We start from the raw sequence: 24,463 nt of genomic DNA, 5'->3' as shown, positions 1-24,463 counted from the left end.
TTTTTGCGACTAGCGCAGCCCCGGAATGGCGAAGCAGGCGATTACTATGGCAAAGGATGCGATTTTGCCACGCCGAGGGCCAGCTCCCGCGTCAGCTGCGCAGCCGGTACCGCCTTGCAGCCGCTCACGTTCTGGCCCGACCACAGCGGCGAGAAGTCGCCCAAGCCTTTGGCTTCGGCCTTGGCCCGCAGCGGGGCGATGGCGGTGGTGGCGGTTGGGAAGGCGGGTGCGGCCGGGTTCAGCGGCCCCAGCTCGCGCATCACGCGGTTGACGATGCCGCGGGCCGGCCGCCCGGTGAAGAGGTGGGTCAGTGCTGTGTGGCGTGCCGCATCGCTTTGCAACGCGGCGCGGTGCACGGCGCTGGTGGTGGCTTCGGGGCACAGCATATAGGCCGTGCCCACCTGCGCACCGGCGGCGCCCAATGCCATGGCGGCGGCCACGCCCTGGGCGTCGGCAATGCCGCCGGCGGCGATCACGGGCACCTGGAGCGCCCGTACCAACAGCGGCACCAGCGCAAACGTGCCCAATTGCGCGCTCAGGTCGTCGCTGAGGAAATGCCCCCGGTGGCCGCCGGCCTCCAGCCCCTGGGCGATGACGGCATCCACCCCCCGCTCTTGCAGCCACAGTCCTTCTTCTACCGTGGTGGCCGACGCGATGACCTTGGCCCCCCAGCCGCGCACCCGCGCCAGCAGCGCGGCGCTGGGCAGGCCGAAGTGAAAGCTCACCACCGGCGGTGCAAACGCGGCCACGATGTCGGCCACCTTGTCGTCAAAAGGCATACGCCCCAGGCCGGGGGCAATGGTGTCGGCGTCTATGCCGTATTCGCCGTAATAGGGTGCCAATGCGGCGCGCCAGGTAGCCTCACGCTGCGCGTCGGGCTCGGGCGGCGTGTGGCAGAAGAAGTTGACGTTGTAGGGCTTGTCGGTGCGGGCGCGTATGGCCGCCAGCTCCTGGTGCAGCGCCTCCAGGCTCAGCATGGCGCAGGGCAGAGAGCCCAGACCGCCGGCCTCCGAAACGGCGATGGCCAGCGCACTGGCCTGCACGCCCGCCAGGGGTGCTTGGATGATGGGGAGCTCAATGCCCAGAAGTGTTTGCAGCGTCATGGCAGTGTGTGGCTGGAGTGGGGTGGTGGTTGCAGGCTTGACTGCCCAGTGTGCACCAAGTGGCATAGCCCGACCCGGTGGGCAGGTCTTTTTGAGGCCATAGGCATTTGGCTGGTTTGGCTGCAGCCCTCGTACAATATGCGTATTCAGCTACTGAATTGGTAGCAAGCCACTTTTACAGTCTATTCCCATGACCTTCCACGCCCCCCTCATCATCGACATCGCCGGCACTGCACTGACCCGCCAAGACCGCCAGCGCTTGAAGCACCCGCTGGTGGGCGGGCTGATTTTGTTTGCCCGCAACTGGCAAGACCGTGCCCAGCTCACCGCTCTGTGCCACGACATCAAAAAGATACGCGCCGATCTGCTGATCTGTGTGGACCACGAGGGCGGCCGCGTGCAGCGCTTCAAGACCGATGGTTTCACCCACCTGCCGCCCATGCGCGCGCTGGGCGAGATGTGGATGCAGGAACCCAAAGGCAAGGGCCACACCGGCCCCATGGATGCCACCAATGCCGCCACCGCCTGCGGCTACGTGCTGGGCGCCGAGCTGCGCGCCTGCGGCGTGGACCTGAGCTTTACGCCGGTGCTCGACCTCGACTATGGTGGCAGTAGCGTCATCGGCGACCGCGCCTTTGCCCGCGACCCGCGCGTGGTCAGCCTGCTGGCCAAGAGTGTGATGACGGGGCTGCTGCAAAGCGGCATGGCCAACTGCGGCAAGCACTTCCCCGGCCACGGTTTTGTGGCGGCCGATTCGCACACCGCCATCCCCGTGGACAAGCGCAGCCTCAAGACCATTCTGGCCGACGACGCAGCCCCTTACCGCTGGCTCAGCAACACGGTGCGCAGCGTCATGCCCGCCCATGTGATCTACCCCAAGGTGGACACGCGCCCGGCCGGCTTCTCCAGCCGGTGGCTGAACGACATCTTGCGCGGCGAGCTGGGCTTTGGCGGCGCCATCTTCAGCGACGACTTGTCCATGGCCGGCGCGCGGCAGTTGGAAGGGCAGAGCCTGAGCTACACGCAGGCCGCCTTGGCTGCACTGGCTGCCGGCTGCGACATGGCCTTGCTGTGCAACCAATCACTGGCCAGCAGCGAAGGCGGTGGCAGCGCTATCGACGAGTTGATAGACGGGCTGACCGAGGCCCAGGTCAAGGGCCATTGGCAGCCCAACGACGCCAGCGAACTGCGCCGCCGCGCGCTGCTGCCCACCAGCCCTGCGGTGGAGTGGGATGCGCTGATGGTGCAGAGCACCTACATGCACGCGCTGGACTGGATCGTCTGACGTGGTGAAAGCCCCCCACACCCACCTGCGCCCGGCAGTGGCAGCGTGGGCGCTGGGTTTCGTTGCCTTTACCTTGGCGGCGCAGATGTGGCTGGGCCTGGCAAGGGCTTGGCAGTTTGACCGCGGCGCTTATGAAGCAGGAGCTGTGTGGCAACTGCTGAGCGCGCAATGGGTGCACTGGGGCATGCTGCACGCAGTTGCCAATGCGGCGGGCTTGGTGGTCTTGTTGCTGGCTTTTCAAAACCTCGTTGCCGGGTGGCTGCAGGCCCTTGCTTTGGTGGGGGGTTACGTGGGGGTGGCCGCTGTGCTGGCACTGAACGCCCATTGCACCCACTACGCGGGCGCTTCGGGCGCACTGCATGGCCTGCTGGCCGGCAGCGCGCTGGCGCTGGTGCTTGCGCAGGGGCATTGGCCGGCAGCATGGACACGAGCCCGCACCCTGGGCTGCCTGGTGTTACTAGGCCTGGCCGCCAAGCTGCTGGTGCAGCACGGGGGGGCAGATGCTTCCGCGCCCGGCTGGCTGGGTGTGGCTACCTACTACCCGGCGCACGAGGCCGGGGCGCTGGGTGGCCTGTTAGCGGTGCTCCTGGCGCATCTGCGGCGCAGGCTGGCTGCGGGCCCAAGCGGCAGCCGCTAGCAATAGCAGCCCGGCCACCAAGTCTAGCCAGCCTAAAGCGCCACCGCCCCCACCACCGCTAGGCGTGGCGATCGGGGTCAAGGTCAGGGGCGGGGCAACGACAGGGTCTGGTACGACCGGTGTCACGGGTGTAGCGGGTATGTTTGTCGTCACCGAAATTTTTACTGAGATGCTTGCGCCCAGCACCGCGCTATCCGTCGGCTGTATCACCACGGTGTAGTCGCCCGCCGGCGTGGCCTTGAGCCAGGTGAAGGTACCGGTCACTGCATTGAAGGTGGCGCCTGCGGGCACGCCGGTGGCAATGAAGGCGATCTCATCGCCATTGGCATCGCTGGCCGTCGCGGTGAACTGCAGCGCGCCATTGGGCAGCACATACTGTGTGGGCAAGGGGTTCATCACCGGCGCGGCATTGGCAATGCCCTGGGCCTGCAGCAGCGTGTGCACAGCCCGGAACGCATCCAGCAGGCCCGCGCCGCAGTCGGTGCGGGTGGCGCACAGCGTGCCAGCGGCATAGGGCCGCGCCGAATTCATGATGTAGGTCTGCACCTCCGCCGGGCTGGCGTCGGGCTTGAGCTGCATCAGCAGTGCGGCCACACCCGCCACCTGGGGCGACGAGAAGCTGGTGCCCGAGCGGGCATCAAAGCTATCCGCCGCGGGTACTGTGGTGCCCGTATTGCTGGTGGTGTAGATGTTGTTGCCCATGGCGCTGATGCTGGTGCCGGGGCCGATGTTGGCGTAGTCGGCATTGGCGCCTGTGGAGGTGTGGGCCGTCACCCCGATCACGCCCGCGCAGTTGGCCGGTTGGGTGATGGCGGTTTGCGAGCCTTCGTTGCCGCTGGACACCACGATGGTGGTGCCCGCATTGCGCGTGGCGGTGACGGCGGCCTGGTAGGTGGCCGAGCAGGCGCCGCTGCGCCCAAAGCTCATGTTCAGCACCTTGGCCGGGTTGGGGTTGGCGGGCACGCCCGGCACTGCCAAGCCTGCGGCCCATTGCATGGCGGCTGTGGTGTCGGACGTAAAGCCGCCGCACACGCCCAGCACGCGCAGCGGCAGGATCTTGGCGCGGTAGGCAATGCCAATGACGCCCGCATTGTTGTTGCCCACGGCGGCAATGATGCCGGCCACACGGGTGCCGTGCCATGACGAGTTTTCCGCGTCACACAGGCTGGTGTTGGTGTTCCAGTCACCGGGGTCCAGCGCATCGGCGTCGCGGCCATTGCCGTCGTTGGCGGTGGTGAAGTCGTTAAAGCCGTCCTGGCTGATGAAGTCGTAGCCAGCCACGATATTGGCCGCCAGGTCGGCATGGGGGCGGTAGCCGGTGTCCAGCACGGCCACCGTGACGCCCGCACCGCTGACCGGCACGCCGCCCACGCTGCGGCCCCAGGCATTGGGCAGGTTGGCGCCACCGGCCACCACATAGGGCGACTGCAGATTGCCTTGCTGGGCGGTGTAGAAGGTGTCGTTGGGCAGAAAGTGCGAATACACCTTTTCGTCCACCTCGGCGTATTCCACGCGCGGGTCTTGCGCCACCGTCTGCGCCAGTGCGCTCAGCTCGGCATGCGTCATGGGTTGGCTGGTGCGCGCCACATGCGTGTGGCCCGATACCGACTTCAGATACGACAGCGCTGCACCGCCGGCCCTACTGGAGACCGAGAAGGTGTTCAAGGCCTTCACACGCTCCTGCGCCGAGGCCACGCTGTGCGCACTGTTCTTGCTGCCGGTGCCCGCATCGTCTTTGAACTTGACGATCAGCCGGTTCAGGCGCGGCTGTTGGGCGCCAGCCCACACAGCTCGCCGCTCGGCTTGTGCGGAAGACTTGACGGCCGTGGCCGGGTTCTGGGTTTGCGCTAGCGCATATAGCGAAACGCTTGTTGCCACCAGCAGGGTGGTGGTGGCCGCCACGCCGTAGATGTGCATTCCTGACTTGGGCATCCCAGTGTTCTCTTGATTGAATGGCTCACTTTGCCAGTTAATTGGCTTTTACTTTTTCATCAATCTCCACCCGCTCCACCGAAGGCAGCGTGCCCAGGCGCTGCAGGGCGCCGGCCGGGTCTTGGTTGGCTGGAATCTGCAGGGTGTAGATATGGGTATCGACCGACACCGAAGCACTGTACTGCACCGGTGCCTGCGCCTGCTTTTGCAAAGTGTTCAGAAATGCAGGGTCGTTGTAGGCCACGCTTTCCTTGAACTGCACGACCACGCGCAGACTCACCAGACTGCCAGGTGGCATGCTGGTGACCAGGTCGGGCGGTGGCAAGGGCGGCGGCGGGTGGTAGCCCGTGTCACGCGCGCAGGCTAGCAAGACCAAGACTGATGCGCCAAGTACCAGAGCGTTACGGATGTTCACAATTTTTCTCCGGTCAGGGTGGGGTGGTGGTGACGACGTCGGTGCTCAGGGCGCACGGTGCAGTCGCGAGCCTTTGAGCGCGGCAATCTGGTCTTGCGTAGCGGCGTCCAGCACTGGGTTGCGCGCCAGTAGATTGGCCTTGGTCAGCAGCGTGCGCAGCTGCTCCACATCGGTGACCGAGGGTGCCACCTTGATCTGTGCCAACGCCGCCTGGGTGTTGCCACCCTGGATCAACGTGACAATCTTGCTGGCCCAAACATGGGGACGGGACATGGGGTAATCCTTTTCTCTTACTTTCGCTCTGCGGCCCGGCCGCTTTTGCTCTTTGCCATTGTGGCACATAGCCCTCGTGAATGGGGTGTGAATAGCTATCAAAACGATAGCGAATTCAGAGGTGACTAGGCGGTATGCTTGACCCCATGCAAGCCCAAGACCTCCAACTGCTGGTGACCCGCGAAATGCCCTTTGGCAAATACCAGGGCCGCCTGATCGCCGACCTACCCGGCGACTATCTGAACTGGTTTGCGCGCAACGGGTTTCCCAAGGGGGAGATTGGAAGGTTGCTGGCGTTGATGCAGGAGATTGATCACAACGGGTTGAAGGATTTGTTGAGGCCGCTGCGGGGTGGGTGAGGGGAGGGGGTAGCCCCCGACCCGTGCCAGCTTCACAACAATGGGTTTCGGATCAACCAACGCAAAGAACACGTACCGTTGCGGGTGATAGACTGACCGCATGGCAAGGATTAACCTTAGAAAATTCATCGCTGAACACTACAAGGGAGGCGTGAATGCCAGGGATGTCATTCGTGAAGCACTCACGAATTCCATTCATGCAGGCGGCAAATTCATTACTGTTGATCTCCACTTTTCTGAGAGGCAACAGGAACTGTCCCCCGGAAGCGAAGAAAGAAGAACGCTAGAGCAAATCACCATTACTGACGATGGTGAAGGCTTCACTTCCGAAAATCTGAATTTTTTCGATGAAATCTGTACAAGCCATAAAGACAGCATAGGCGGCAAGGGCGTGGGGCGCTTGGCATTTCTCAAGTACGCCAATAGGGTCCAAATCAGCAGTCAACTCGCGAATGAGTACGTCGAATTTTGGTACACGCCGGACTTCAATCCGGACGACGTCAAGAAGTCTGTCAAGCCAGGCGTAGCAAGTACCAGCATCACGCTTAGCGGTCTGAAAGAGAAAATCAACACTCAGGTGACCAAGCTGGTGAATTCGATATGTAATGATCTGCGTTTATTGCTTTTCCTGAAGCACCAGATCGGACAAAGCATCACCCTGAAATTCACCCACAATTCAAGACAGCCGTTTGATGACGCCTATGTCTTTTCGGGTGAAAGCATTCAGGCTGAACTAACTAGAGAATTCGAATTTCAGGGCGAGAAATTCAATTGTTACCTTTTCAGGGATGAGCCTCCTAAAAGAGGCATTGTGGCCATGCTCTGCGCTGATGAACTCTGCATTGAAGAGTACGTAATCAGCAAACGATTCGATATTTGTCAGCATCTGATTTTCATTACAGCAGACTACTTCAACAAGCGATCGAATATCGAGCGACAGAGACTGGAACTCCCAAAGACCGACGAGGATGTGGATATGGTTTCCCCCATCAGTCGCGAGACACTCATGCCACGCGTTCACGAAGAATGCATGGCGATGATCAATGAGTCCGCTGAGGGAGACGTTGAGCAGTTCAAGACAGACAACATCGAGAAGCTCAAGAAGTACTATCCCTTCATCAATATCGAGTCGTTGAACGGAGATGCCGCCATCCTAGATGCTGATGAGGTGGTCAAAACATACAGGGCACAGCAAGCACGCAAAGAGGACCAAATCGTAGAAGCGCTTGAGAGCGGGAAACCCGTGTCATGGGATGACGTCTCGCACCTTGCCAGTGAAGACCTAGCCAGATACATCGTTCATCGAGCCTTAGTAATCGACTCGCTTGCGAAGATGCCTCCTGAGAGTGCGGAAGACGCAATCCACAGTGCGATTCTTCCGAAAAAGAGCAATGGCGCTGAAATCCGTGAGAACAACGTCTGGCTTGTTGATGACAAGTTCTTGTCCTATTCGAGCATCTACAGCGATCAGACATTAGCGGCAATCGTTAAGGAAGTCGGGGATTCCGTGGAGTCGAAGCAGCAAAGAAGACCTGATGTTGCCGCCTTCTTTTCTAAGGACAGCGAGAACCATCCGAACAAGCTAGTAATCATCGAGTTCAAGAAGCCCGGTGCAGATATTTTCGACAACAACAAGGCGCTTACGCAGTGTCGCCTTTACGCGAGCGAACTTGCAGACAGGATACCTACCGTTAGGGAAGTGTTCGCCTTCTCGATTGTTGAAATTGACAATGAGTTTTATAGGGACCTGAAGCAAACAGGATTCAAGGACGTCTTTTCATTGACGGAACGAGTTGTCTATAACGACTTCCGGATTGGCTCGAAGGATGAAGTCCCGTTACATCTCTATGTAATGCCTGTGTATTCGCTCATTCAAGATGCACGAGCAAGAAATAGAGTGTTTGAGGAAGTCCTTCAGTTCAACTTGAAAAGTTAGTATTCGATTGCCCAGACTCGGCATTGTTGGCATGTCAGTCTTGATGCAAACGAACTGTTGAGAAATCGCAGCTAGCCATAACGCGCTATAGCCAACGTTAGCAACTCGCTTACCAAGGCACCTCCTCAAACCTCCCTACCAAATAATCGAACAACGCCCTGACCGCCGGCGACAAATTCCGCCGTGACGGATACAGCGCATAGATCGTCAGCGCCGGCACCTGCCAGTCGGGCAGCACCACTTGCAGCGCACCTGCGGCCACGCCGGGGTTGACCAGATAGGTGGGCAGCATGGTGATGCCGCCACCCGCCATGGCAGCCTTCAGCAGTGCGGTGGCCTCGTTGGCGCTGAAGGGGCTGGCCACGGCCACCTGGGCGGTCTCTGTGCCGCGTGCAAAGCGCCACAAACTTTTGCCGAAATTGGCGTGGCTCAAGCAGCGGTGCTGGGCCAGGTCTTGCGGCGCTTGGGGTGTATCGTGCTGGGTCAGGTAGGTGGGTGATGCCACCAGCAGCGAATCGCACCGCGCCAGCGGTCGGGCGATCAGCATGGGGTCGGGCTCGGCGCTGATGCGGATGGCCAGGTCTATGCGGGCGTCCACCAGGTTGAGCGCGCCTTCGCTGATGTTGAGGTCGATCTTGAGTTGTGGGTGCAGGGCCAAAAAGTCCGACAGCACAGCCGCCAGATGGGCATAGGCGAACGATGTGGAGCAGGTCAGGCGCAACTGGCCGCGCAGCGCGCCGCCGTCTGTGGTGGTGGCGGTTTCTTCCTCCACGTCTTCCATCAGCGCCAGCATTTGCTGGCTGCGCCGCAGGCAGGCCTCTCCGGCGTCGGTGAGGGTGACGCTGCGCGTGGTGCGCTGCAAGAGGCGGGCGCCCAGCCATTGCTCCAGCTCGGCCACGTAGCGCGTGACCATGGCGCGGGACATGTCCAGCTTGTCAGCAGTGGCGCTGAAGCTGCCGCTTGTGGCCACCTCGGCGAAGACCTGCATAGCAGTCAGTCGGTCCATGGTTGTGCGTGCTCCGGTATTTGATCGAATAGTGAAACAGTAATGGCCATTTTATGGGGTTTATTTGTCTGTTTATGGAAACTAAACTGGCGGAACTTTAGTTCACAACCCCCTCTATTTTTAGGAGTTCCACACCATGTTCCGCACCACCCTCATCGCTGCCACGCTGGCCATCGCCTTCTCGGGCGCACAGGCTGCCCAACCCTTGCAGATCAAGGTCTATAACGGCGACGGCAATAGCTTCAACGTCAACTCCACACTGGTCTATGGTGAGAAAGAAGCCATGGTCATTGACGCTGGCTTCACCCGCGCCGACGCGCTGCGCATTGCGGCCAACGTGCTGGACAGCGGCAAACAGCTCAAGACCATCTTTGTGAGCCAGGCCGACCCCGACTACTACTTTGGCGTGGAAACGCTGAAGGAAATCTTTCCCCAGGCCGAGGTGTTGGCCACGCCTGCGGTGCTGGAGAAGCTGAGCGCCAAGGTAGCCGGCAAGGTGGCCTTCTGGGGGCCCAAGATGGGCGCCAATGCACCCCGCACACCGGTGCTGCCCAAGCCGCTGGCCGGCACCACGCTGACCGTGGATGGCGAGAAGGTCGAGATCCGCGGCACCACGGGCGTGCTGGCGCACCGACCCTATGCCTGGATTCCGTCCATCAAGGCCATCGTGGGCAATATCGCCGTGTTTGGCAAGCTGCATGTGTGGACCGCCGACACGCAGACCACGGCCGAGCGCAGCGCCTGGGTGGCGCAGCTGGACGAGATGGCGGCTTTGAACCCCGTGGTGGTAGTGCCCGGCCACATGAACGCCGGCACCGCCCTGGATGCCAGCGCCATTGCCTACACCAAGACCTATCTGCAAGCCTTTGAGAAGAATCTGGCCGCTAGCAAGACCAGCGCCGAACTGATCACCAGCCTGCAAAAGGCCTACCCCGACGCGGGTCTGGGCGTGGCGCTGGACATTGGCGCCAAGGTCAACAAGGGCGAGATGAAATGGTGATCTGACCCCCACGCTCCGCCGCTGCGCGTGTCGCTGCCCCCCAAGGGGGCTAATTTTTCCCTGTCGGGGCTGACCGCCAAGCGGTTCAGAGCTTGGGGCGGCCCGGCGAAAAATTGCCGGCATACGCAAAGGGCGTCCGTTGGGGCGGGCCTTTGTGCCCGAACCGGTAGCCCGGATGCGGGGGCTGTGGTACACATGGGGTGTGGGCACCTGGCGTGCACACCCCCACAACCCCCTGCCACTCTCTGCGAAGGATGCGCATGAACCTGCTCAAACACGACATCGCCACCGAGTTTCCCCAGTTCAAGGACAAGATCCAGAACCTGCGGGCCAGCAATGCGCACTTCGCCAAGCTATTTGACAGCTATGACCAACTGAACCAGGCGATCACCAAGGTCGAGACCACCGGTGGTGCTGGCGCCGCCATGACGGATGAGGCGTTGGAGATTGAGAAGAAGAAGCGCCTGAAGCTCAAGGACGAGATTGTCCATATGCTGCTGCAGCCCTGACGGGGCGTTGCAGCTTTAAGCGCTGCTGTCGGCAGCCGACCAGCAGCGCGTGCCCACTGCGTCCAGGTGCGTCAGGTACAGGCGCACTTCAAACTCCAACTGGTGGTAAGCCGGCTCCATGTAGGTGCACAGTTGGTAGAAGGCCTTGTCGTGGTCGCGCTCGCGTAGGTGGGCCAGTTCGTGGACCACAATCATTTTCAAAAACGGCTCGGGCGTGTCCTTGAACAGCGATGCAATGCGGATCTCGCGCTTGGCTTTGAGCTTGCTGCCTTGCACGCGTGACACGGTGGTGTGCGTGCCCAGCGCGTGCTGGACGATCTGCAGCTTGCTGTCGAACGCCACTTTGGCCACGGGCTCCGCGCCACGCAGGTGTTCGGCCTTGAGCGTCTGCACGTAGTCGTACAGCGCACGGTCGGTGCGCACGCCGTGGGCGCTCGGGTATTTATGCCGCAGCCAAGTGCCAATGCGCTGGCCGTCCAGCATGTTCTGCACCTGGGCCAGCGTGTCGGCCGGGTAGCCCTGCAGAAACTTCCATTGCTGGTTTGCTACGTTTTTCATAGCTCTACTGCGAGGTGCGACGAGGGCTAGCGGATAGATTTACCAAATGCGATCTGGCGGCTACCCGCCGAACCGCCTTCAGACTTCCCTGCGCAGCGCCGGGAACAGGATCACGTCGCGGATGCTGGCGCTGTCGGTCAGCAGCATCATCAGCCGGTCGATACCCACGCCGCAGCCGCCGGTGGGGGGCATACCGTATTCCAGCGCGCGCACAAAGTCTGCGTCGTAGTGCATGGCTTCGTCGTCGCCACTGTCCTTGGCGTTGACCTGAGCCTGGAAGCGGGCGGCCTGGTCTTCGGCGTCGTTCAGCTCGCTGAAACCGTTGCCGAATTCGCGGCCGGTGATGTAGAGCTCAAAACGCTCGGTCACCTCGGGGCGCTCGTCGTTGGCGCGGGCCAGTGGCGAGATCTCGGTGGGGTGCTCCATGATGAAGGTGGGGTTCCACAGCTTCTCTTCCACGGTCTCTTCGAAATACAGCACCTGCAGGCTGGCCAGGCTGCGGCCTTCCAGGCGGTTCTTGGCTTCGGTCAGGCCCAGCTTCTTGACGGCGTTGGTCAGCCACACGGGGTCATTCACGTTGTCGCCCGCGTCGGTGTATTTGCGGATGGCTTCTACGATCGTCAGGCGCTCGAAGGGCTTGCTCAGGTCCACAGGCTTGCCGGCATAGGTGAGCTGCAGTGAACCGGTGGCGCGCTGGGCGGCGTCGCGGATCAGGGCCTCGGTGTAGTCCATCAGGTCCTGGTAGTTCCAGTAGGCCGCGTAGAACTCCATCATCGTGAACTCGGGGTTGTGGCGCACGCTGATACCTTCGTTGCGGTAACTGCGGTTGATCTCGAACACGCGGTCAAAGCCGCCGACGATCAGGCGCTTGAGGTACAGCTCGGGCGCGATGCGCAGGAACATCTCCTGGTCCAGCGCGTTGTGGTGGGTCTTGAAGGGCTTGGCATTGGCACCGCCAGGGATGGGGTGCAGCATGGGTGTTTCGACTTCCAGAAAGCTGTTGGCGACCATGAACTCGCGCATCGCCGATACAGCCTTGCTGCGGGCGGTGAAGCGCTTGCGGGCGTCCACGTCGGTCATCAGATCGACATAGCGCTGACGGTACTTCATTTCCTGGTCGGCCATGCCGTGGAACTTGTCGGGCATGGGGCGCAGGCTCTTGGTCAGCAGGCGCACGCTGGTGGCGTGGATGGACAGCTCGCCGGTACGGGTCTTGAACACCTTGCCTTCGGCGGCGACGATGTCACCCAGGTCCCAGTGCTTGAACGCGGCGTACAGCTCCGCGCCCACGTCTTCGCCCTTCACATAAATCTGGATGCGCCCGCCTGTGGTGCCAAAGGACGCGTCTTGCAGTGTGCAGAAACTGGCCTTGCCCATGACACGCTTGAGCATCATGCGGCCGGCTACCTTGGCGGTGGTGCCCAGGGCTTCGAGCTCTTCGGGGGTCTTGGCGTCAAACTCGGCAAACAGAGCCTCGGCCTTGTGGCTGGGCTTGTAGTCGTTGGGGAAGGCCACGCCCTTGCCCTCGGTCTGCTGCTGGCGGATGGCCTTGAGTTTTTCGCGGCGCTCCAGCATCAGTTGGTTTTCGTCCTGGGGTGCGGGGGCGGGAGCAGAGGCTTGGAGGTCAGACATGGAGGTGGGCTCGGAAAATCACAATAATTGGCCAAAGGACTTGGCCGCAACCCTCAATTCTAAGAGGGTGGCAGCCGCTATGATCCTGGCACCCTCCCAAGACACGCCATGCTGTACCAAATCATCTCGCTTTTGCTCGAAGTGGCCGCCGGTCTGGTGGCCAGCACCTGCCTGCTGCGCCTCTACATGCAGTATCAGCGCATCCCCATGTCATCCCGCTCGGGCAACCCCATGGGCAACTTCATTTTTGCGCTGACCGACTGGCTGGTGCTGCCGCTGCGCAAGGTCATCCCCGCGCTGGGCCGCTGGGATTTGGCCAGCCTGGTGGGCGCCTACCTTGTGGAATTGGCCCGCTTCGGCCTGCTATGGCTGATCAGCGGCTTGGCGGGTAGCCCGTTGCCCATGCTCGTCTACACCGTGTTTGCGCTGGTCTATCTGTGTCTGTATGGCATCACCATCCTGGTGATCGCCTTTGCCGTGCTGTCCTGGGTGCAAAACGACTCCGCGGTGGGCGATCTGCTGCAGCGCCTGGTGATGCCCGTGCTCAACCCCATTCGGCGTGTGCTGCCACTGGTAGGCGGCATCGACCTGTCACCCCTGGTGCTGCTGGTGGTCGTGCAGATTCTGTTGATCGTGATGGGGAATGTGCAGGCTGCCGTGCTGGTGGCGCTTTAGATCACTGCGTCGGCAGGCTGGCGCTGAAGCATTGCCAGCGAATTGGCAACCGTCTTGCGCAGATCACGGCGGTCGCAGATCAAATCCACTGCACCCTTGGTCTGCAGGAACTCCGAGCGCTGGAAGCCTTCTGGCAAAGTCACCCGCACGGTGGACTCGATGACGCGGGGGCCGGCAAAGCCGATCAGGGCCTTGGGCTCGGCAATCACGATGTCACCAATGAAGGCAAAGCCGGCACTGACGCCACCCATGGTCGGGTCGGTCAGCACGCTGATATAGGGCAGGCCCTTCTTGGCCAGGCGGGTCAATGCCGCATTGGTCTTGGCCATTTGCATGAGGGAGAGCAGGCCCTCTTGCATGCGTGCGCCACCGGTGGCGGTGAAGCATAGGAAAGGTACTTTTTGTTCGATGGCAGACTCTACGCCGCGCACAAAACGCTCGCCGACAACGGAGCCCATGCTGCCGCCCATGAAGTCGAATTCAAAGCAGGCTGCCACCAGGCTGATGCCATGCACGGCGCCGCCCATGACCACCAGCGCGTCGGTCTCTCCGGTGTTCTCCAGCGCCTCTTTCAGGCGCTCGGGATATTTGCGGCTGTCTTTGAACTTGAGCGGGTCAACGGGCAGCACTTCTTGGCCGATCTCGAAACGGCCTTCGTTGTCCAGGAACACATTGAGCCGGGCACGGGCGCCAATACGGTGGTGGTGGCTGCAGGTGGGGCAGACGTTCTGGTTTTGCTCCAGATCGGTCTTGTACAGCACAGATTCGCAGCTAGGGCACTTGACCCACAGACCTTCAGGGACGCTGCGGCGGTCGGCCGGGTCGGTTTGCTGAATTTTTGGGGGGAGTAATTTTTCGAGCCAGCTCATGGGTTCTCCTTCATCGCGAGGCGGAACCGTCCCCGGTTCCGCAAGGGTGCCATTATGAATCCAAAGCGGTCCGTATTTCTGTGAGGAAATTTTGCGCTATGAAACCGACTTTGTCACGCGGCTGGTCTTCCAGCAGTTGGATGATCTTGCTGCCGATGACCACCGCGTCCGCCACCTTGGAGATGGCCTTGGCCGTGGCCGCATCGCGGATGCCAAAGCCGACGCCCACCGGCGTGCTGATGTGTTTGCGGATGGTGGGCAGCATGGCTTCCACCGCACCGGTGTCCAGTGCGCCGGAACCGGTCACGCCCTTCAGCGACACGTAGTACACATAACCACTGGCCACGCGGGCCACCTGCTGCATGCGGGTCTCGGTGCTGGTGGGGGCCAGCAAGAAGATCAGGTCCATGCCATGGGCGCGCAGGTCGGCGGCGAAGTCTTCGCATTCTTCGGGCGGGTAATCGACGATCAGCACACCGTCCACACCGGCTTCTGACGCATCGCGCACAAAGCAGCTTTTGACACCGGGGGCCATGTGTCTCTGGTCGTAGCGCTCCACCGGGTTGGCGTATCCCATCAGCACTACGGGCGTGGTGCTGTTGGTCGTGCGGAATGCGCGCACCATGGCCAGCACCTGGACCAGGCCAATGCCAAAGGCCAGGGCCTTGTCGCCGGCTTTCTGGATGACCGGACCATCGGCGCTGGGGTCGGAGAAGGGCACGCCCAGTTCGATGACATCGGCTCCGCCCGCCACCATGGCGTGCATCAGTTCAGGCGTCACATCCGCGTAGGGATAGCCGGCGGTGACAAAGGGAATCAGCGCCTTGCGGCCCTGGGCCTTGAGTGCCGAGAAGGTAGTAGTGATGCGGCTCATGTTCAGGCTCCCTTCACCACGTGGCCGCGCATGGACGGCCGGTCATAGACGTCATCACCCGACAGATCAGCTACGGTGCCGATGTCCTTGTCGCCACGGCCGGAGAGGTTGATGAGCACCGATTGATCGGGTCGCATCGTCTTGGCCAGCTTCATGCCGTAGGCCACGGCGTGGCTGGATTCCAGCGCAGGGATGATGCCTTCGGTGCGGCACAGGTAGTGGAAGGCATCCAGCGCTTCCTTGTCGGTGATGCCCACATACTCCGCGCGGCCGATATCGCCCAGGAAGGCGTGCTCCGGGCCCACGCCGGGGTAGTCCAGGCCCGCGCTGATGCTGTGCGTTTCGGTCACCTGGCCGTTGTCGTCCTGCAGCACGTAGGTGCGGTTGCCGTGCAGCACGCCCGGGCTGCCGCGCTGGATGCTGGCGCTGTGTTTGCCGCTGTCCAGGCCTTCGCCGGCTGCTTCCACGCCGATCAGGCGCGTGTTTTCGTGCGGGATGTAGGGGTAGAAGATGCCCATCGCATTGGAGCCACCACCCACACACGCCATCACGGCGTCGGGCTGTTCGGTCTTGCAACCGGCGGCCTTCAGCATCTCGGGCATTTGCACCAGGCATTCGTTGCCGATCACGCTCTGGAAGTCGCGCACCATCATCGGATAAGGATGTGGCCCAGCCACGGTACCAATGATGTAGAAGGTGTTGTCCACATTGGCGACCCAGTCGCGCATGGCCTCGTTCAGCGCATCCTTCAGTGTCTTGCTGCCGCTGGTGACGGGCACCACGGTGGCGCCCAAGAGCTTCATGCGGTAGACGTTGGGGCTTTGGCGTTTGACGTCTTCGCTGCCCATGTAGACCACGCATTCCAGGCCATAGCGCGCGCAGATGGTGGCCGTGGCCACACCGTGCTGGCCAGCGCCAGTTTCAGCGATTACGCGCGGCTTGCCCATGCGGCGCGCCAGCATGGCTTGGCCAATGGTGTTGTTGACCTTGTGGGCGCCGGTGTGGTTCAGGTCTTCACGCTTCAGAAAGATCTGCGCGCCGCCCATTTCACGGCTCATGCGGTCTGCGTGGTAGACCGGGGAAGGGCGACCTACATAGTGGGCCAGCTCGGATTGGAATTCGGCGAGGAAGGCCGGGTCGTGCTGGTACTTCGCATAAGCGTCTTTCAGCTCATTGATGGCGTGGGTCAGTGTCTCGGAGACAAAGCTGCCGCCGTATTTGCCAAAGTGGCCCGTGGCATCGGGTTGTTGGTAGTCGTACATGGTCTTCTTTCCGGAGAGGCCAGTACCGACAATAAAGGACTGACCTGCGGTTAGGTGAATAGCTGATCCGCTGCGCGCACGGCGGCAACGAACTGAAAAATCTTGTTGGGGTCTTTGATGCCCTTGAGGGGCTTACCCTGAGCGTCCACGGCTTCTACACCGGAGCTCACATCCACGGCCAGCGTCTTACAGCGCGGCCGAAGCTGCGCGATCCCATCGCCCACGTTTGCAGGTGTGAGTCCACCACTCAAGACGAGGTGAGCGTCGACGCTTGGAGGAAGAAGTGACCAATTGAATGCCTTGCCGCCGCCGCCGAATCCGTCGACATGGGCGTCGAGCAGAATGGCCTGGGCGTTTGAGTAATCGTGGGCGAATTGTACGAGGTCAAAGCTGGCAGCACCATCGCCCAGCGGAATGCGGGCTGCACGCAACCAGGGGCGCTTGCTCTCCAGCGTGGCCAGATGGCAGTCTAACGGCGTCTCGTCTCCGTGGAATTGAACGGTAGCCCCCGCAATCATTGAGCATGCAGCTATCACTTCTGTAGCAGGTGCATTGACGACCAGGAGCACTGGGGTTACAAAGGCAGGCAGACGTTTGGCCAGCTCGGCCGCGCGCTCCACCGTGACTGCGCGCGGGCTCTTGGCGTACAGCACAAAGCCAATCGCATCGGCACCAGCGGCCACGGCCGCGTCGACCTGGTCTTCGCGGGTCAGTCCGCAGATCTTGATTCGGGTCCGGGATTGGTGTGTCATGGCAAACCATCATACGCAGGTGCTCGGTCGGGGATACCCCATTTGGCGTCGTAGCGTGGGCCCAGGAAGTACAGGCCGTCGGGCGAAAACGTTGGCGCAGCCGCGCGGCGGTCGCGGGCGGCCAGCACCTCGGCCATCCATTCGGGGGGCTTTTTGCCCTGGCCGATTTGTACCAGGCAGCCCATGATGTTGCGGATCATATGGTGCAGGAATGCATTCGCCTCGAACTCGATACGCCAGTACGCGCCACGCTTGCTGAAGGCGATCTCCATCAGGTTCTTGACCGGCGTCAGGGCCTGGCATTGCGAGGCCCGGAAGGATGTGAAGTCGTGTTCGCCGATCAGGATGTCTGCAGCCTTGCGCATGGCATCCAGGTCCAGCGAGCGGAAGGCCCAGCCCACGCGGCCATGGTCGATGCTGGGACGTATCACGGATTCGTACAGCACATAGGCATAGCGGCGCGAGGTTGCGCAGGCGCGGCAATGGAATTCGTCGGAGGTGAAAACTGCCCATTGCACGGCAATGTCTTTGGGCAGGTTGGCATTGGTGCCGCGTATCCAGGAGTAGGTGTCGCGCTCCAGCAGTGTGTCAAAGTGCACCACCTGCATGATGCCGTGCACGCCAGCGTCCGTGCGACCCGCGCACAGCGTGGATACGGGTTGGGCGGCAAAGGTGCTGAGCGCGGCTTCCAGCTTGTCCTGCACGGTCAGGCCCGAGGTCTGGCTTTGCCAGCCCTGGTAGGCCCGTCCGTTGTAGCTGATACCTAATGCGACCCGCACGGCAACAATGCTGCTGCGTCTGAGTTGTCACGAGCAAGCCGCCGTGCCCGCGAGGGCAGAGGGGCTTAGCTCAGATTGGCCAGCGCACGTTGCGCCTTGGCGCGCATCTCGCCCGTGGCTTCGGCAACCACTTCTTCGATCAGCGCGCGGGCGCCGTCTTCGTCGCCAATGGACACGAACTCCTCGGCCAGTGCCAGCTTGGTTTCCAGTGGGTCTTCGCCTACGCTGTCCGGGCCGTCGGTGGGGCGCTCGGTCGTTGGGCCGTCGAGGTCCAGCGACAGGGAGCCCAGGTCGAATTCGAGCATGCCCGAGTCAGGGGCCTCGGGCGGCAGTGGTGCTGCAGCGGCGACGGGGGCGGGTGTCGTGGGGTTGAACTCGGGCAATGGGGCAGGTGCGGGTGCGGGCTCGTCCAGATCCATGGACAAGGAGATTTCGGGCATCTCCACATGGGCTACAGGCTCGGGCTGGTATGCCGGCGCGGGCGCAGGGGCTGGCTCCTCGGCGGGCATCTCGAAGTCCATATCCATGTCCATGGGGGCATGGGCATTGCTGCCGGCCGGCGCAGGCATCTTGACGGTCTGTTCGACCTTGACCTGGCTGAAGTTGTCCTTAGCCATATCGCTGATCGCGCTGGCCGGTTCAGCCGGTTCGTCGAGTGAAAAGTCCAGGTCCAAGTCCAGGTCTACGCCCGATACGGACTCGCCTGCATCCGCCCGTGCGGGTTGGGGTACGGTGCTGCCACCGAAGCCGGAATTGCCTGCCGCAGCCACTGGCTGGGTTGCGCCGTGGACGGGGGCACCGCCGGGCTGGTACAAAGGATTGCCAGGGTCGAAGCCCATGCCCATTTCGCAGATGCGGGTCCATTCGGGGCTATTGGCACCGGCCAGTTGGAAGGCTTGCGTGGCGCTGGCTTCGAAGTTCTTGGCATCACGGCGCTTGGCGAAGATTTCCAGCAGTTTGGTGTGGATAGCCAGGCGACCGGGGTTGGTGCGCACAGCCTCGCGCAGGATTTCTTCGGCTTGCAGGTCACGGCCATAGGCCAGGTACACATCAGCCTCGGCAACCGGATCCACATCGTCTGCGGCATCCAATTGGCTGGCGGAGTAGACCATGGAGGAACCAGTGGCCGAATTCTCGTTGTTGGTGTCTACACGCTGGCCACCGCTGGCGCCGAAGAACGAATCGGGCTGCAGGCGGCTTTCCAGGAAGGAGCTGTCCATGTGGGACTGGCTGTTCTTGCGCTGGCGGGTGCGCCAGAACGCGAAACCACCCAGAGCGGCGATGAAGGCGCCAGCACCATAGGGCAGCCAGGGGTTACCCAGCAGGTCGTCGACGAAACTGGTTTCTTCCAGCGGCTGCGGTGCGGGCACGGCGGGCTTGGGTGCCGGAGCGGGGGCCGCAGAGGCTGGTGCAGATGCGGGTGCCGAAGCGGGTGCCGAAGCGGGTGCCGAGGCAGCCGGCGCAATAGGTGCCGGCGCAGATGCGGCGGGTGCTGGAGTGGAGGCTGGGGCTGCAGGTTTGGACGGTGCAGCGGCCGGTACGGGTGGCGTTACGGCCACTGCCACTGCGGGCATGGAAGGTGCCGCAGCGGGCTTGGGCTGGGAAGCTGGGGCCGCGGGGGCTGTTGCACTGGCACTTCCCAGTTTCTTCAGGTCGCTGATGTTCTTGTTAATCTCGTTGGCGCGGACGGCGGCTTCCTTGTCCGCGCGCTCCTTGGCGATCTTGGCGTCCTCCGACTTGGCTTGCACCGAGCCCTTGGACAGCGTCAATTTGTCGGGTGTGACTGCAGCGGTCTTCTTGTCTTCAACCTTGGTGTCGATGGCACCACTGGTCTTGCGTGCGGGTGCGGCTACGGCTGCGGTGGGTGCATTGGTGGCCAGGTTGCGGCGGAATTCGTTGAAGTCCTTGCTTTGGGCAATAACAGTCTGCGTGGCTTCTGCGGCCGACAGTGCCTGGGCCTGTTCGGTCGAGGGCAGGTCCATGACGGCGCCCGCGCGGATGCGGTTGATGTTGCTGTGGACAAATGCATCGGGGTTGGCACGCAACAGAGCGACCAGCATCTGGTCCAGCGACACACCAGCAGGTTTGTTGTTGGCGGCAATCTTGCCGGCCGTATCGCCCGATTTGACGACGATGCGCTTGGCATCCTCTGCCGATGCCGCAGGCTTGGGCGGGGCACTGGGTGCGGCCGACTTGAAGGGGGGCTGGGTGCGGAAAGGCTCGTTGGACAGCGGCGCCGTTGCGGGCGCACGCGGTGCGCTGGGGGGCGTGGACGTCGCTGCGGAAGTTTGGGGCAATGTGGCTGTCGCCGTGGCAGGCTTGCTGCGCGTCACCGGGGGATCGAACAGCATGGTGTAGTCGCGCAAGATGCGACCGGAAGACCAACTGGCCTCAATGATCATGTCCACAAAGGGATCGTTGACCGGGCGGTCACTGCTCAGGCGGATATAGGCCCGGCCATCGGCGCGGCGTTCCAAAGTGGCCCGCAGGCTGGACATGGCGGAGTTGTATTCCAGGCCGGCGGCAGTGAATGCTTCAGGTGAGGCGACACTGGTCTTGAGCGAAGCGGCCTCTTCGGCATTGATGTCGGGTACGTCGATTTCCGCACGCAACGGCTCGCCCAAAGCTGACTGAACCGTAATGCGGCCAAGCGACAGCGCCCAAGCCCCAGGGGTGGAAAGGCCGAGTAGCGCAATGGCCGCAGCCGCTACAGCGGTTTTTTGCCAACGATGTGACTTTGCTATCAATTTATATGCCTCCGGTGCTGCTCGCGAGCCGCAATTACTATGCTTATCTGCGGCCCAATAGCCAGACTCTCAAAACGTAAAAAGTACCATAACATCAATGTCTTAGGCTGACAAGCTAAGAAAGCGCTTAACTTTGCAAGCGGTGTCAGCCGACCTTGATCTAGGTACTCTTTTGTTGCCTTGCGACAACGACCCGGGAGTGTAATCTGTGTCGATGCTCCCGGGTTTGATTTTAATTACGCGGACAGCAAAATCCGTAGCATGCGGCGCAATGGTTCCGCGGCTCCCCACAGTAATTGGTCACCAATTGTGAATGCGCCCACATACTGCGGACCCATGGCGAGCTTGCGCACCCGGCCGACCGGGATGGTCATGGTGCCAGTCACGGCCACAGGCGTCAGGTCCTTGATGGTGGCTTCGCGGGTGTTGGGTACGACCTTGACCCACTCGTTGTCGGCCGCCATCATGGCTTCCAGGTCGGCCACAGGCACGTCCTTGTTGAGCTTGAAGGTCAGGGCCTGGCTGTGGCAGCGCATCGCGCCCACGCGCACGCAGAAGCCGTCCACGGGGATGGCGGGGCTGTTGAAGCCTTCGCCCATGCCCATGATCTTGTTGGTTTCGGCCATGCCTTTCCACTCTTCCTTGGACATGCCATTGCCCAGGTCCTTGTCGATCCAGGGGATCAGCGAGCCACCCAGTGGCACACCAAAATTGGCCGTCTCAGCGGAAGTTAGTGCTCGCTGCTTGGCGATGACCTTGCGGTCAATTTCCAGGATGGCGCTCTTGGGGTCGTCCAGCAGGGCTTTGACTTCGGCGTTCAGCGTGCCGTACTGGGTCAGCAGTTCGCGCATGTGCTGCGCGCCGCCGCCAGATGCAGCTTGGTAGGTCTGGGTGCTCATCCACTCGACCAGACCGGCCTTGTACAGCGCGCCCACGCCCATCAGCATGCAGCTCACGGTGCAGTTGCCGCCGATCCAGTTCTTGCCGCCCTTGGCCAGGGCGTCCTTGATGACGGGCATGTTGACCGGGTCCAGGATGATGACGGCATCGTCCTTCATGCGCAGCGTGGAGGCGGCATCGATCCAGTGGCCGTTCCAGCCGGCACCACGCAGCTTGGGGAAGACTTCGGTGGTGTAGTCGCCACCTTGGGCGCTGATGATGATGTCGCAGCGCTTCAGCGCGTCGATGTTGAACGCGTCTTGTAGCGTGGTTTCATTCTTGGCTTGTGCGGGCGCCTTGCCGCCGGAATTGCTGGTGGAGAAGAACAGGGGTTCGATTAGATCGAAATCCTTCTCCTGCACCATGCGGTCCATCAACACCGAGCCGACCATGCCGCGCCAGCCGACTAAACCTACCAACTTGCTCATATCAACGCCCTTTCTAGTTAACAACAAACAATGAAATGCATGCTGACCAGACTGGTTTGGCCCGGCTCGTCAGGCCGGGGAGGGCGCACGACGAACCGGGCTGTGTCAGCCTTTAATGGTCGTGGTTTTGGTGGAGATTGCGCGCATAGCCACGCCTGCCAGGGCGGCAGAAGCGGTGTTCAGAGGGAACGGGCGGGCGGCAAACATGAGGCCAGTATAACGGAGATGGCTGCAAATCCCGCCATGGTGGTGACAAATGGGTTACGGACTGTTGGTTGCCCGCTATAGTGGTCGCGCCATCCATGCAGGAGCCTGCCCGCTATGAAGATGATTCTGACCCCCGCCACCACGCCCGACGAATACATCACCTGCTTGAGCGGCTGGCCGCAAAGCTACGCCGAGGCCCTGCGCCACGCGGTGCAAGAGGCTTCGCCCGTATTGGAAGAGCGGCTCAAGTGGGGGCACCTGGTCTACTTCGCGAACGGCCCGGTGCTGCTGATCCGTGCGGAACCCACGCGGCTGTTGTTTGGTTTCTTCCGCGGGCAGCGCTTGCGCCACATCGAGCCGCGCCTGAAACCCGGCGGCAAGTATGAGCTGGCCACGTTCACGATCCTGGAGCAGACGCCCGTGGAGCGTGAGACGGTCTTGCGGCTGGTCCAGGAGGCAGTACACCTGAACCAGACCGTGGGCGACCCGACGCGTGCGGCTCGTTAGGCCAGCGCCTTCACCACCGCATCCCCCATCTGTGCGGTACCGACCTTGGTCGTGCCTTCGCTATAGATGTCGGCGGTGCGCAGGCCTTGGGCCAGCACCTTTTGCACGGCCGCTTCGATGCGGTCGGCGGCGGCGGCCTGGTTGAGGCTGAAGCGCAGCATCATGGCCGCGGACAGGATGGTAGCCAGCGGGTTGGCAATGCCTTTGCCGGCGATGTCGGGCGCGCTGCCGTGGCTGGGTTCGTACAGGCCCTGGTTGGCGCTGTTGAGGCTGGCCGAGGGCAGCATGCCGATGGAGCCAGTCAACATGGAGGCTTCGTCCGAGAGGATGTCGCCAAACATATTGCCGGTCACTAGCACGTCAAACTTCTTGGGCGCCTTGACTAGCTGCATGGCGGCGTTGTCGACCAGCATGTGGTCCAGCGCCACGTCGGGGTACTGCTGGCCGATCTCGACCATCACGTCCTTCCACAGTTGTGAGGTTTCCAGCACGTTGTTCTTGTCCACGCTGGTGACGCGCTTGCTGCGCTTTTGCGCGGCCTGGAAGGCGACATGGGCGATGCGCTCAATCTCGGGGCGGCTGTAGCGCATGGTGTCAAACGCTTCCTCGGCACCGGGGAAGTGGCCATCGGTGGCCACGCGGCGGCCGCGGGGCTGGCCGAAGTAGATGTCGCCGGTCAGCTCGCGGATGATCAGAATATCCAGGCCAGCGATCAGCTCGGGCTTGAGGCTGGAGGCACCCACCAGTTGCTCGTAGCAGATGGCGGGGCGGAAGTTGGCGAACAGGCCCAGGTTCTTGCGCAGACCCAGGATGGCCTGCTCGGGGCGGAACTGGCGCTCCAGCTTGTCGTACTTCCAGTCGCCGACGGCGCCGAACAGTACGGCGTCGGCTTCCTTGGCCAGCTTGAGCGTGGCCTCGGGCAGGGGGTGGCCATGGGCCTCGTAGGCGGCACCGCCGACCAGGGCGGTTTCCATTTCAAACTTCAGGTCCAAGGTGTTCAAGACCTTGACGGCCTCGGCCACGATTTCGGTACCAATGCCGTCACCGGGCAATACTGCGATTTTCATTTGTTAGGTTCTCGTGGAAATGCTCTGTAATTGATAGCTGCTTACGAAGACATGACGTGGGCTAGCCACGGTTTTTGCGCAAGGCGTTGGGCCTCGAAGGCCTTGATCTTGTCGGCGTGGCGCAGGGTCAGGCCGATATCGTCAAAGCCGTTGAGCAGGCAGTACTTGCGGAAAGCCTGCACATCAAACGGGATGGTCTCACCTTGCGGCTTGACAATGACCTGGCGCTCCAGATCGACGGTCAACTGGTAGCCGGGGAAGGCTGCGGCTTCATTGAACAACTGGTCCACTAGTGCTTCGCTCAGCACAATGGGCAGCAGGCCGTTCTTGAAGCAGTTGTTGAAAAAAATGTCGGCAAAGCTGGGCGCGATGATGGCACGAAAGCCGTACTGGTCTATGGCCCAGGGCGCGTGTTCGCGGCTGGAACCACAGCCAAAATTCTTGCGCGCCAACAGGATGGAGGCGCCTGCGTAGCGTGGCTGGTTCAGCACAAAGTCGGGGTTGGGTTTGCGGCTGGCCGGGTCTTGGCCGGGAAAGCCCGCGTCCAGGTAGCGCCATTCGTCAAACAGGTTTTGGCCAAAGCCGGTCTTGCGGATGGACTTGAGGAATTGCTTGGGAATGATGGCGTCGGTGTCGACGTTCTCACGGTCCATGGGCGCAACCAGGCCCTGGTGGATGGTGAAGGATTTCATGGTGTGTCTGTCCTTGGTAT

At 61.9% G+C, this 24,463-nt stretch carries 24 protein-coding genes; 8 read left to right on the top strand and 16 right to left on the bottom strand.

All coding sequences use genetic code 11. From position 1 onward, the window contains the following. Nucleotides 1-44: 44 nt before the first annotated feature. On the bottom strand, nt 45-1,103 hold the full coding sequence (locus AC07OO_RS10255) for an NAD(P)H-dependent flavin oxidoreductase (protein WP_495082005.1): 1,059 nt from the start codon (nt 1,101-1,103) through the stop codon (nt 45-47). A 190-nt stretch (nt 1,104-1,293) separates the two neighbouring features. On the opposite strand from AC07OO_RS10255, the gene nagZ reads away from it, so the two are divergent. Next, nucleotides 1,294-2,388, top strand: a complete 1,095-nt coding sequence (nagZ, locus tag AC07OO_RS10250; RefSeq protein ID WP_495082004.1) for a beta-N-acetylhexosaminidase — start codon at nt 1,294-1,296, stop codon at nt 2,386-2,388. Between the two features lies 1 nt (nt 2,389). Next, nucleotides 2,390-3,025: a rhomboid family intramembrane serine protease gene (locus AC07OO_RS10245; protein ID WP_495082003.1), complete on the top strand. Its 636-nt coding sequence runs from the start codon at nt 2,390-2,392 to the stop codon at nt 3,023-3,025. On the opposite strand, the gene AC07OO_RS10240 is transcribed toward AC07OO_RS10245, so the two are convergent. The 3 genes from AC07OO_RS10240 to AC07OO_RS10230 are packed head-to-tail and all read right to left on the bottom strand — an operon-like array spanning nt 2,963 to nt 5,645. Further along, complete coding sequence (locus AC07OO_RS10240) at nt 2,963-4,957, bottom strand: S8 family serine peptidase (protein ID WP_495082002.1); 1,995 nt, start codon at nt 4,955-4,957, stop codon at nt 2,963-2,965. The genes AC07OO_RS10245 and AC07OO_RS10240 overlap by 63 nt on opposite strands. Before the next feature lie 37 nt (nt 4,958-4,994). Further along, on the bottom strand, nt 4,995-5,372 hold the full coding sequence (locus AC07OO_RS10235) for a hypothetical protein (protein WP_495082001.1): 378 nt from the start codon (nt 5,370-5,372) through the stop codon (nt 4,995-4,997). A gap of 45 nt (nt 5,373-5,417) precedes the next feature. Further along, nucleotides 5,418-5,645 carry a hypothetical protein gene (locus AC07OO_RS10230; RefSeq protein WP_495082000.1) on the bottom strand — a complete coding sequence of 76 codons (228 nt, stop codon included), beginning with the start codon at nt 5,643-5,645 and terminating at the stop codon, nt 5,418-5,420. 146 nt (nt 5,646-5,791) lie between these two features. On the opposite strand from AC07OO_RS10230, the gene AC07OO_RS10225 reads away from it, so the two are divergent. Both AC07OO_RS10225 and AC07OO_RS10220 read left to right on the top strand, forming a co-directional pair. After that, a complete protein-coding gene (locus AC07OO_RS10225) occupies nt 5,792-6,004 on the top strand; it encodes a DUF3820 family protein (RefSeq protein ID WP_495081999.1) in 213 nt (70 codons plus the stop codon). A gap of 100 nt (nt 6,005-6,104) precedes the next feature. Beyond that, nucleotides 6,105-7,940, top strand: coding sequence for an ATP-binding protein (locus AC07OO_RS10220; protein ID WP_495081998.1), 1,836 nt, complete (start codon nt 6,105-6,107; stop codon nt 7,938-7,940). Between the two features lie 109 nt (nt 7,941-8,049). Here the strand turns inward: AC07OO_RS10220 and AC07OO_RS10215 are convergent, their stop codons facing one another. Continuing rightward, on the bottom strand, nt 8,050-8,946 hold the full coding sequence (locus tag AC07OO_RS10215) for a LysR family transcriptional regulator (protein WP_495081997.1): 897 nt from the start codon (nt 8,944-8,946) through the stop codon (nt 8,050-8,052). Nucleotides 8,947-9,082: 136 nt separating this feature from the next. On the opposite strand from AC07OO_RS10215, the gene AC07OO_RS10210 reads away from it, so the two are divergent. Together AC07OO_RS10210 and AC07OO_RS10205 are read left to right on the top strand one after the other, a co-directional pair. Further along, nucleotides 9,083-9,946 carry an MBL fold metallo-hydrolase gene (locus AC07OO_RS10210; RefSeq protein WP_495081996.1) on the top strand — a complete coding sequence of 288 codons (864 nt, stop codon included), beginning with the start codon at nt 9,083-9,085 and terminating at the stop codon, nt 9,944-9,946. A 260-nt stretch (nt 9,947-10,206) separates the two neighbouring features. Continuing rightward, a complete protein-coding gene (locus tag AC07OO_RS10205) occupies nt 10,207-10,455 on the top strand; it encodes an HP1242/YdcH family protein (protein ID WP_495081995.1) in 249 nt (82 codons plus the stop codon). Between the two features lie 15 nt (nt 10,456-10,470). On the opposite strand, the gene AC07OO_RS10200 is transcribed toward AC07OO_RS10205, so the two are convergent. Further along, entirely contained in the window at nt 10,471-11,013 is a 543-nt protein-coding gene (locus tag AC07OO_RS10200; RefSeq protein ID WP_495081994.1) for a YgjP-like metallopeptidase domain-containing protein, read from the bottom strand. A 78-nt stretch (nt 11,014-11,091) separates the two neighbouring features. Then, the gene (gene lysS, locus AC07OO_RS10195; protein ID WP_495081993.1) at nt 11,092-12,645 is read right to left on the bottom strand and encodes a lysine--tRNA ligase; all 1,554 of its coding nucleotides are present in this window, start codon (nt 12,643-12,645) and stop codon (nt 11,092-11,094) included. 108 nt (nt 12,646-12,753) lie between these two features. Here lysS and AC07OO_RS10190 point away from each other — a divergent pair, with 108 nt between their 5' ends. Next, complete coding sequence (locus AC07OO_RS10190; protein WP_495081992.1) at nt 12,754-13,320, top strand: YggT family protein; 567 nt, start codon at nt 12,754-12,756, stop codon at nt 13,318-13,320. On the opposite strand, the gene accD is transcribed toward AC07OO_RS10190, so the two are convergent. The 7 genes from accD to asd all read right to left on the bottom strand — a co-directional run bounded on the left by accD (nt 13,317) and on the right by asd (nt 21,970). Further along, nucleotides 13,317-14,189 carry an acetyl-CoA carboxylase, carboxyltransferase subunit beta gene (gene accD / locus AC07OO_RS10185; RefSeq protein WP_495081991.1) on the bottom strand — a complete coding sequence of 291 codons (873 nt, stop codon included), beginning with the start codon at nt 14,187-14,189 and terminating at the stop codon, nt 13,317-13,319. The genes AC07OO_RS10190 and accD overlap by 4 nt on opposite strands. Before the next feature lie 52 nt (nt 14,190-14,241). Next, nucleotides 14,242-15,063: a tryptophan synthase subunit alpha gene (gene trpA, locus AC07OO_RS10180; protein ID WP_495081990.1), complete on the bottom strand. Its 822-nt coding sequence runs from the start codon at nt 15,061-15,063 to the stop codon at nt 14,242-14,244. Between the two features lie 2 nt (nt 15,064-15,065). After that, the gene (gene trpB, locus AC07OO_RS10175; protein ID WP_495081989.1) at nt 15,066-16,325 is read right to left on the bottom strand and encodes a tryptophan synthase subunit beta; all 1,260 of its coding nucleotides are present in this window, start codon (nt 16,323-16,325) and stop codon (nt 15,066-15,068) included. Between the two features lie 50 nt (nt 16,326-16,375). Then, entirely contained in the window at nt 16,376-17,077 is a 702-nt protein-coding gene (locus AC07OO_RS10170; RefSeq protein ID WP_495081988.1) for a phosphoribosylanthranilate isomerase, read from the bottom strand. Beyond that, the gene (gene truA / locus AC07OO_RS10165) at nt 17,074-17,856 is read right to left on the bottom strand and encodes a tRNA pseudouridine(38-40) synthase TruA (RefSeq protein WP_495081987.1); all 783 of its coding nucleotides are present in this window, start codon (nt 17,854-17,856) and stop codon (nt 17,074-17,076) included. Before truA ends, AC07OO_RS10170 begins: the two co-directional genes overlap by 4 nt. A 65-nt stretch (nt 17,857-17,921) precedes the next feature. After that, on the bottom strand, nt 17,922-20,603 hold the full coding sequence (locus tag AC07OO_RS10160; RefSeq protein ID WP_495081986.1) for a motility hub landmark protein FimV: 2,682 nt from the start codon (nt 20,601-20,603) through the stop codon (nt 17,922-17,924). A gap of 236 nt (nt 20,604-20,839) precedes the next feature. Then, nucleotides 20,840-21,970, bottom strand: coding sequence for an aspartate-semialdehyde dehydrogenase (gene asd, locus AC07OO_RS10155; RefSeq protein ID WP_495081985.1), 1,131 nt, complete (start codon nt 21,968-21,970; stop codon nt 20,840-20,842). A gap of 321 nt (nt 21,971-22,291) precedes the next feature. On the opposite strand from asd, the gene AC07OO_RS10150 reads away from it, so the two are divergent. Next, nucleotides 22,292-22,684: a DUF1801 domain-containing protein gene (locus AC07OO_RS10150; protein WP_495081984.1), complete on the top strand. Its 393-nt coding sequence runs from the start codon at nt 22,292-22,294 to the stop codon at nt 22,682-22,684. Here the strand turns inward: AC07OO_RS10150 and leuB are convergent. Together leuB and leuD are read right to left on the bottom strand one after the other, a co-directional pair. Further along, entirely contained in the window at nt 22,681-23,751 is a 1,071-nt protein-coding gene (gene leuB / locus AC07OO_RS10145; RefSeq protein WP_495081983.1) for a 3-isopropylmalate dehydrogenase, read from the bottom strand. The genes AC07OO_RS10150 and leuB overlap by 4 nt on opposite strands. Before the next feature lie 41 nt (nt 23,752-23,792). After that, nucleotides 23,793-24,443 carry a 3-isopropylmalate dehydratase small subunit gene (gene leuD / locus AC07OO_RS10140; protein WP_495081982.1) on the bottom strand — a complete coding sequence of 217 codons (651 nt, stop codon included), beginning with the start codon at nt 24,441-24,443 and terminating at the stop codon, nt 23,793-23,795. Between the last annotated feature and the right edge of the window lie 20 nt (nt 24,444-24,463).

The organism is Rhodoferax sp. GW821-FHT07G04 (genome assembly GCF_059418585.1).
This window is presented reverse-complemented; position numbering and strand designations above follow the sequence as displayed.